10 protein-coding genes are annotated in these 7,127 nt (G+C 44.1%); 8 read left to right on the top strand and 2 right to left on the bottom strand.

Annotated features, from left to right (window positions below):
- Both F8S12_RS31550 and F8S12_RS31545 read right to left on the bottom strand, forming a co-directional pair.
- Positions 1-896: DUF3854 domain-containing protein (locus tag F8S12_RS31550; RefSeq protein ID WP_196520258.1), on the bottom strand; the 896-nt coding region annotated here is incomplete at its 3' end.
- A gap of 423 nt (positions 897-1,319) precedes the next feature.
- A complete protein-coding gene (locus tag F8S12_RS31545; protein WP_196520257.1) occupies positions 1,320-1,547 on the bottom strand; it encodes a hypothetical protein in 228 nt (75 codons plus the stop codon).
- A gap of 168 nt (positions 1,548-1,715) precedes the next feature.
- Between F8S12_RS31545 and F8S12_RS31540 the strand changes: the two genes are divergently transcribed.
- The 8 genes from F8S12_RS31540 to F8S12_RS31505 all read left to right on the top strand — a co-directional run bounded on the left by F8S12_RS31540 (position 1,716) and on the right by F8S12_RS31505 (position 7,088).
- Positions 1,716-1,880 (top strand): hypothetical protein, encoded by a 165-nt coding sequence (locus tag F8S12_RS31540; RefSeq protein ID WP_196520256.1) that lies wholly within the window; start codon positions 1,716-1,718, stop codon positions 1,878-1,880.
- A gap of 266 nt (positions 1,881-2,146) precedes the next feature.
- Entirely contained in the window at positions 2,147-3,244 is a 1,098-nt protein-coding gene (locus F8S12_RS31535; protein WP_196520255.1) for a hypothetical protein, read from the top strand.
- Positions 3,225-3,419 carry a hypothetical protein gene (locus F8S12_RS31530; protein ID WP_196520254.1) on the top strand — a complete coding sequence of 65 codons (195 nt, stop codon included), beginning with the start codon at positions 3,225-3,227 and terminating at the stop codon, positions 3,417-3,419. The genes F8S12_RS31535 and F8S12_RS31530 overlap by 20 nt, the downstream gene beginning before the upstream one ends.
- Position 3,420: 1 nt before the next feature.
- A complete protein-coding gene (locus F8S12_RS31525; RefSeq protein WP_230968399.1) occupies positions 3,421-3,645 on the top strand; it encodes a hypothetical protein in 225 nt (74 codons plus the stop codon).
- A 90-nt stretch (positions 3,646-3,735) separates the two neighbouring features.
- On the top strand, positions 3,736-3,993 hold the full coding sequence (locus tag F8S12_RS31520) for a hypothetical protein (protein ID WP_196520253.1): 258 nt from the start codon (positions 3,736-3,738) through the stop codon (positions 3,991-3,993).
- 1 nt (position 3,994) lies between these two features.
- Complete coding sequence (locus F8S12_RS31515) at positions 3,995-4,405, top strand: hypothetical protein (protein WP_196520252.1); 411 nt, start codon at positions 3,995-3,997, stop codon at positions 4,403-4,405.
- On the top strand, positions 4,405-5,121 hold the full coding sequence (locus F8S12_RS31510) for a hypothetical protein (RefSeq protein WP_196520251.1): 717 nt from the start codon (positions 4,405-4,407) through the stop codon (positions 5,119-5,121). Before F8S12_RS31515 ends, F8S12_RS31510 begins: the two co-directional genes overlap by 1 nt.
- A 65-nt stretch (positions 5,122-5,186) precedes the next feature.
- Complete coding sequence (locus F8S12_RS31505) at positions 5,187-7,088, top strand: hypothetical protein (RefSeq protein WP_196520250.1); 1,902 nt, start codon at positions 5,187-5,189, stop codon at positions 7,086-7,088.
- The last annotated feature ends 39 nt before the right edge of the window (positions 7,089-7,127 follow it).

Below are 7,127 nucleotides of genomic sequence, written 5' to 3'. Positions count from 1 at the left end.
TCCAATCCTTTGCCATCTTTGGGACTCCATTCAACAATAGCAAGGTTAGCACCCAGGTTTTGAAGTACAAGTTTTAGCTTTCTTATCCCCCTGGTGACTGCTTTGACGGCTGTTGGTTTTTCATCTTGATCAAAGGCTACGACCAATGTTGAACCAGGGCCGACAAAGCCCGCTAAGTCCGGGATCAGAGTGGGCGGTCTTCCCGGTGCGCCACATTCACAGCCATATAGCCCAATCATGATGTGTCCTATCGATAGGGCGCTAAGGGTCTTTTTACCTCCTTCCGTAGCTCCCACCTCATTCACTGACTCTTTCACCCATTGCCAGAAATTACCGAACATCGGCACATCCAAGCCAGATTTCTGGGCGATGATCTGGCGTACACCTATTGGGATCGAGGGCAGGAATGCACGATTGCCGTCTCCTTTTGGAGCAAAGTATTTGTATGGGCGCTGCTTTTCAATGTCCCAAATGCTGACGACTACTTGCCATACGCTCTTGTCTTCATTAAGAAGAAATGCCGCGTACAATGGCTCATTAGCTTGATGTCTGAATCGCTTGTATTCCCATCCCAATGCGTCGTGTATGGGTGTTTCTACATCGCCCCCCGCCCCACATTCAATGTCTTGGTGAAACTCTACACAGGCATCGAAAATTTCCGGGTGAATGCCACTTCCTTCAATGAAGGACTTACGAATATAGGCTTGGAAATCTTCATAACTCTCAAATCGGTTCTGCTGTCCCTTTTTTGGGGTGCTGCTGGCAGTTTTGGTATTGCGTGCTGCTAACTCTTGCTCCCCTGTGGCTGACTGTGCTATAATTTGCGGATCTGAATTATTCAGTAGTGCGCCATGATGTGAGAGTCCGGGCGCATTCTCAATTTTTACCGTATTCATTTGTGGCTCCTGAATTTAGTGATTACTTTCGATAAAGATTGAGTAATCCCTTTCACTTAAAGGCACGCCACTGTTACGCTAGAGCTATAGAAAAAACTAAATTAGTTAGTGTTGCGGTAGGACTAACCGCTTTGGCGACGACTGACAATCGTCTTGGTATGGCATAGCTCTAGTAAGAGATGGTGGCGTACCCTAAAGCAGGTAGGGACTACCCCTTTTTTTGCGTGTTTTTGGGCTGTATCTATACAAACACGAATTTTTAGCCTGTGCGCGAAAAAAACAATGAGATTTTGTACGCTTTGATATGCTGAATATTCAAGGCTACCTGGCTTGTGCCAATAGTTACTGCTGAGAATTTCAACGAGTTGACCTCTGTTATTAACGTGTCTAAGCGCGAGAAAATGTCTAGAATCTGTGCTTTTGTTATGCCGTTTCCTTAGTATTCTGAGAATCTTTCCAAGCAAAATATTCTTTTAATAATTCTTCTAAGCCTTGACTATTATCGACCTCACGTTCTAGGCAAAGCATTTTAAATCTCCTAAATAAATCTTTTGGTATGTGACCACGTAACGCCATGTAGTCTGGATCATCTTTTTTGGCTGACACGGTAGCTAAATATAAATTTCGCAACTTCTGTCTCCATTGAACCATAAGCTTTACAGAACGTCTAAGTGCGAAGTTGCTATTTTAATAAGTTGCAACTTCGCAACTTATCCATTATATTAGCAGACATAAGACATAAGGCAAAAGCGCCAGCGAGAGACAAGATACACGTATTCTTGGCGACTTCAGCCTACAAATTTATTTTGAGGAGGATTTATGCGAGTAACAATCAGGCAATCCTTACACCCATTTATCAGCAATAAAGCGCAGGAATTAGGCATTAATGACCATGCAGAGGTAGTTAACTTTCTTTTACTCCAGATTTTGCAAAACTCGATGCTGGCACAGACTACTGCTACTGGGAGCCAAAATACTCAGTAGTGTTTCACAGAATGTTTCATGAAACTGTTTCAACGGTTGCATCAATGTTTCAGCCTCACAAGAACCGTGAAACGCCACTTACACCCGCCTGAAACATGAAACATGAAACATGAAACGTTAGTTGATGACGACTACTTTTCCTTGTGACAGTGACGATAAAAAGTTGAGAGTTTTACGATATGTCAAGACCTAAAAAACAACCAACATCTATAAGCACGAACGCACCCAACATAAACGAGCCTGAAACTATAACAGAGAAAGCATCAATGCCATCAAAAAAGGTAATTCATTTGATGTTAGATGCTGGGCGTTCCAGTATTAAATATCAGGCTTTCGTTAATAACGAAACTGGCACAACACCAGTAATGAAGACCGAATCTTTGGTGTGTTGTGTGCCATCAGTACCATTTGGAGAATTAGGAGCTTTCAGCCTAAGCCGAGGCAAAGATGAAAACAACAAAGATGTTGTAGAGCATTGGGTTGTAGGCTCCTCAGCCAGACTGCAAGGTAAGGAATATATAGCGATGAGTGATTCCGAGAATCACAAAGTATACTACTTCCCCATCCTTGCACTAGGCGCGATCGCCTCCTTGCCAAATCTGCTTGAGTTGTCCACGGGCACGAGCGACAAGCGTAGAACCTTGCACATTCGTTTATCAACGCTCTCGCTAGCTTCCCCATTAGAACTAAAAAAAGCCATTGAACAATGCAAGTGGATCGCGGTAGACGGTGTTAGATATCGTCTGTGCTTCTCAAAACTTGGCTTTCTGGGATTTCCAGAGGGATATGGCGCGTCACTTTGGGCAAGCGAACGCTTTGACGATAAACAGTTCCATACTTTTGATATTGGATATGGTACAGCCACAATCAGCGAATACAGTAATCTCGGCAAATTACCAAAACGGGTAACTTGTAGTCCCAATGGTGGCGGCGGTGTCGCCACACTAATCAAAGAATTTTCCAGAGCATTGAGCAACACCGATTCTTCTAAAATGATTCGCCCCTCCCAACTGCGCGAGATTTTAGAAACTGCAACCGTTGGCGATAACGGCATAAGTGCGATTGCACCTGATGGCGAAGACATTGGGAGTGAGTTAGAGAACGCGATTCATTCATGGATGAAAGATTCTCCCTTGGCTTATGCCCTAGATGACATATCCGTGAAAGCTAGACGCAGCAAAGTAACTTTGTGTGGCGGTGCGTTTGCGATCGCACCCGTGCAGATGTTGATAAAAGAAAGATTACTCAAAGGGAGCATTCCAGAAAGTAATTTGTTGATTCCAGAAAATCCGGGAACCGTTGCTTTATCAGAGATGAAAAAACTTTACTTAGGAGAAACGACCGATGTTAAACAAGCGGCTTAATTACAACGTTCCTCAAGACTTGACTCCAGCCATCAGAATGCTTGCAGAAATGGATGGGACAACCCCCGCTTACTGGTTGAGGAAAGCTCTAGAGAAAGTAGTAAACGAAAGGTTTTCTGTCAATAGCAATCATCAAATCAACTTAGGTAATTTGGAGGCTTGGAGAGGTGAATAATATGATGATGTGCAATGTTAGCACAGAAGAAATAGTAATCATTCTGGCTGGTGTTGAGCAAACTTTAAGATTGATTCAAGCTACTCCCGAATACAGGAGGCTGCAAACATCAGAGCATTTTACTACATCAAATGACTTGGTTTTGAATGATGCCATTCAATCAATTTCTGAAGTTCTAGATGGCATTGAAAAAGTACAACTCGCTAACAGTTCTGATGAAGAATAATTCTGCAAACGCTTGCCCGGTCAAGAAAAGCGTTCGTAGTTGTGACTTACATCAGGGATGAAATCAGTACACACATTCAAGGATACCAAAATGGCGCACCCCGTAGGATATTACTCCCTCTCTCATGACAATGCACTCATTAAAGATATGTGTGAGACATGGGGCGAAGGACTAGAGAAGATGAGCGAATCAGACACGCTCTGGTTAATTGCAAAAATCGCTCATCAAGCATGGTTAGAGTGTGATTCTTCTACCGCTCCTAGCAACGAAGCGGAGTCAGCATTGAAACGACTGCATGAGTTAAAGCAATGGGAAAAGTTTGCACTGATTACCGCGATGGCACAGTGAGATGTACAAGAAACAACTCTACTTAGCTTTGGCTGGTGTTGGCATCTGCATGTTGCCTGTAATCATCCCTTTAGTACCCAAGTTGGGGGCTTATGCAGAAGCCGAGAGATTAAAAGCCACCGAAGGATTAGAACGTCAGCGCATAGAAGAACGGGCAAAAACCAGCGATGCCTTATATGAGGCGGGAGTCATGCCCACAACTCGTTCTCTAAGAATCACGAATTATTTTGACAGCAGTAAACGCAATCCCAGACCCGACCCGACCCTATACCTTGATGACGAGATTGTTGATGTGTTTGACGCAACGGGTAGGTGTATTGGGCGAATTGAAGAAGGAATTTGGAAGTGGAAGCACAAAGCCAAAGAGGTTTGTAAAAGCGTTCAAAATATTAAACCAGTGAGGAAAAAGTAATGGCGTTAGGTTCATCAAGTTCGGAGAGTGGCAGTACTGGTAACAGCGATGGTAAACCCAAGGGTAAGAAGCGAACGCTTGGTGAAATCATCGATTTTTGTGCCAAGGCTGTTGTGATGATTGTTGGTTTACCCATTAGGGCAGCCGCCGCTATAGTCAATCAGTTTGTTGCTAACGGTGGCGCGGGTCGTGCCTTGGTAGGCGGGATTTTATTTATTGGTGGTTCTGTAATTAGTGCTGATTCAACTTGGCAATTAATCTTTACTGGGCCGCCTATTTGCCCCTGGTTTGAGCCGACTTGGAATTGGCTAAATGTGCCGTTTGCACTGTTCAACCCATTCTCTTACTTGGCATTTATGATTTCGGTAGGTGTGCAAGTAATCGAAGCCCACGCCCTGCGCGGTAAAAACCCAGATTCAGCTAGGCGGGAACTTCAAGACCACATGGTTTATGAGCTTGAAACCAAGCCTAGTGGCAAGATTGACCTTGTTGGTGAACTTTGGAAGGATTATAAGACCGCAGGTACACGCGATCGCTCAAGCGCTGGGTTAGTTGTGATTGCTGTTTGGGTGTTCGATATTGTCACCACCTTTGCAGCTCGTAACCCATTTCAATTTACAGATCCATTCATGATTTTTGGCTGCATCTTATTTAATATCGGCACAATGATGGCGGGTGAAATTGGGTTCGCCATTTGGGGATTGACCAAAGATTAAAGTGAGTGCCGTTCAACAACTCTCTCCACTGAGCGGCACTCACTACTCAACGAGGCATTTGTTTTATGCATTGCAATAATATCCCAAAAATTACAACTAAGGAAACGGAACATTTGCGATCGCAATATCCTAATTTGTCTCACTTGGAAGCCGGGAATATCGCCCAATGGCTGCAAGAGAGAAAAGATGGATTATTTGAAATGGCACGGCAATCTGAGAACGAAGCAGACATGACCCGTGTACTTGGCTTGATGGCAGGCGGGATAGGAGCGGTTTGTTATGCGGTCAACCCACTGGCTATAGTTGGTGGTTTAATTGGCGGTGCTGCATGGCTATGGTTTGTTGTCGAACACTCCAACCGCACTAAAGAAATTGCACCAATACCATTTGTACGTGGCAACTTTATAGACGCGGTTGCTCGTGCTGGTGACTATGATACTAGGAGCAATTATCAAGCGGATCATCTTGCTAATACTGTTAAATTCTTAGAGCGACAATCAGCAGAAGAGTACGCCTTTCTTCTAGCTGAGTTTGAAAATATTGGGCAATATTTAACCCAAGTTGAACCAGGAAAACGTTTTTACGCTTATCGCTGGATGTTTGGCTGGTTTGGCAAACTTAAAGGTCGTCAGCTACCGACTTATCAAAGCATGGCTCTCCATTTACAGGATGTGACGATTGACAGCCGTGTGAATCTGTCGGAGATAAGTGCTATTGCACAGGCTCAAACCCAGTTACCACCCACCGTAGATATTAAGCAATTTCAATCACCACAGGTAGATATTCATCACAGCCACCAAGCTGCTTCTCCTTCTAAACCTACAGAGTTACAGCCATCAGCTAATGGGCTTTCACCAGAGACTATAACTCATCTCCCTCTGACGAATAGAGCAAACGCACTCATCGCGGCTTTAACGAAAAGTGGTTTCCAAATAGAAGACATGATGAGTTCTCAAGTCATTGCGATCGCTGGCACTCAGCGAGGTGGTAAGGGAACCTTAGCAGCAATCTTAGCAACATTATCTCTAGCTTTAGATTCGGGATTAAACACCCAATACTTTACAGCCGGGGTGGACGTTTACCCCTTTAGTTGCAATCTGATTTCTGCTCTTAAATACCCGGAAAAAGATGCAGACGGGGCAGATAAACTAGTCGCCCGTGACTTGCTTAAATTTCTTAAAGGCTTAGATGCAAGTGAACCTTACTCCCACAAAAACTTACTGTTAGTCATTGATGAGGCGATGCGCTTGCTGTCCCTACTTGATGAGAGCGATCGCACTTGGGCTATTCAATATTTACTTTCTCGCTTCGCCAAGTGTGGCGGTACATTAATCATTGTCTTGCATGGCTCCAATTTAACTTCTGTGGTTGGCAAGGCCACAGCAGGACTAGCAGATACCTTTAAGCAATCAGTTAACTTCATTGGCTGTGTAGCTCAGTCTGTCAGCGCTGGTGGATTGCGAAAGATTAATGTTGCTAGTGGCGAATATTTCAAAGCCAACCCTAATAACTTTGCTGAACCTGTTAGCGGTGGCAATCTTGGCATGATTCCTGACTGGCTAAAGATGGAGTTACACCCAGGAAATGGTCAGCCAGATCCTGCTAGAACATTACTCAAATTCTTCCCGGAACTGGTGCAGCATCACCAGCCAGCAGTTATGCCCAGAGGGGAGAAAATTGCACCAGATGACGCAGTTAATCAGCTTGAGTCTATTTTCTCAAAGCCTACCCAAGAGGTTGAAATTGCAGAGCTAGAAGAAATGAGTATTTCTCTTGCGGATTTGGAGCAGATTTTAAACATTGTTACTTCAGCCGTTGCAACACCAGTCAGCTTTGCTGCGATTAGAAATAGCCGAAAGTGGGGTGAAGATAAACCTAGTGTTCGGTATTTAAGAGGTGCGATTGCACAACTTATAGAATCCAAGCAATTGAACGGTAGCGAGAAGTTAGGGTTTACCGCTTTTTAATATAACTGCAATCTCAAAAAGCCGTTCAGAAAGCACTTA

Origin of the sequence: Nostoc sp. WHI, assembly GCF_015714725.1 — a bacterium.
GTDB lineage: Bacteria > Cyanobacteriota > Cyanobacteriia > Cyanobacteriales > Nostocaceae > Nostoc.
This window is presented reverse-complemented; position numbering and strand designations above follow the sequence as displayed.